Below are 1631 nucleotides of genomic sequence, written 5' to 3' on the forward strand. Positions count from 1 at the left end.
ACCGTCACGCTCTTGGCGAGGTTGCGCGGCTGGTCGACGTCGGTGCCCTTGGCGACCGCCGTGTGATAGGCCAGCAACTGCACGGGCACGCTGTAGAGGATCGGCGCCACCGCCGGATCGACCTTGGGCAGGGTGATCGCCGCCGCCGCCTGGCTGGCCAGCCGGGCGCAACCGGCCGGATCGCTCAGCAGCACCAGCTTGCCGCCACGCGCCTTCACCTGCTCGAAGTTCGAGGCGATCTTGTCGAACAAGGCGTCGCTCGGCGCCACCACGACGACCGGCACCGCCTCGTCGATCAGGGCGATCGGCCCGTGCTTCATCTCGCCGCCGGCATAACCTTCGGCGTGGATGTAGGAGATCTCCTTGAGCTTCAGCGCCCCTTCCAGGGCGATCGGGAAGGACAGGCCGCGGCCGAGATAGAGCACGTCGCGCGCCGGGGCCAAGACATCCTCGGCGATGCGCTTGTAGTGCTCCTCCATGTTCAGTGCTTCGTTGATATGCGCCGGCAGCTCGATCAGCGCATTGGCGAGCCTCGCCTCCTCGTCCTTGGACAGCACGCCGCGCGCGCGGCCGGCATCCATCGCCGCGGCGAGCAGCACGGTGAGCTGCGTGGTGAAGGCCTTCGTCGAGGCGACGCCGATCTCCGGCCCGGCCAGTGTCGGCAGCACGACGTGGGACTCACGCGCGATGGCGCTTTCCGGAACGTTGACTACCGACAGGATGGTCTGCTTCTGCGCCTTGGCGTAGCGCAGCGCCGCCAGGGTATCGATGGTCTCGCCTGACTGCGAGATAGCGATGCAGACACCGCCTTCAGGCAGCGGCGGCTCGCGATAGCGGAACTCCGAAGCGACCTCGACCTCGACCGGCAGGCGCGCCAGCTTCTCGAACCAGTACTTGGCCACCATGCCGGCAAAGCAGGCCGTGCCGCAGGCAGTGATGGTGAGCCGCGAGACACGGGCCCAGTCGAACGGCAAGGCCGGCAGGCTGACCGAGCGCGTGGTGGGGTCGAGGTAGGTGTGCAGCGTGTCGCCGATGACGGCAGGCTGCTCGTAGATCTCCTTCAGCATGAAGTGGCGATGGTTGCCCTTGCCCATCATGGCGCCCGAGATGCTGCTCTGGCGGATCTCGCGCTGCACTTGCTTGTCGCCCTGGAAGACCTTGGCGCCCTGGGCGTCCAGCACCACCCAGTCGTCATCCTCGAGATAGGTGACGCGCTTGGTGAAGGGCGCCAGCGCCAGCGCGTCGGTGCCGATATACATCTCGCCGTCGCCGTAGCCGACCGCCAGCGAGCTGCCGCGCCGGGCGCCCATCAGGATGTCATGACGGCCGCTGAACAGGGCGACCAGGGCGAAGGCGCCGCGCAGGCGCGCCATCGCCAGGCCCATCGCCTCCTCGGGCGAGCGCTGGCGCTCGAGATACGAGGTGAGGAGCTGGGCCACGACCTCGGTGTCGGTGTCGCTGTCGAAACGGCGGCCTTCGGCCAAAAGCTCGTCCTTCAGCTCCTGGAAGTTCTCGATGATGCCGTTGTGTACGATCGCCACGCGGTCGGTGGCGATGGGATGGGCGTTGCGCTCGGAGGGCTTGCCGTGGGTCGCCCAGCGCGTGTGGCCAATGCCGATCGTGCCGGGCAA

General features: G+C 67.8%; 1 protein-coding gene. It reads right to left on the reverse strand.

From position 1 onward, the window contains the following. The coding region (gene glmS, locus RSO01_RS46665) for a glutamine--fructose-6-phosphate transaminase (isomerizing) (RefSeq protein WP_147157456.1) at positions 1–1631 on the reverse strand (1631 nt) is incomplete at both ends.

It is taken from the genome of Reyranella soli, from assembly GCF_007992495.1.
In the GTDB taxonomy this organism is placed as follows: Bacteria; Pseudomonadota; Alphaproteobacteria; order Reyranellales; family Reyranellaceae; genus Reyranella; species Reyranella soli.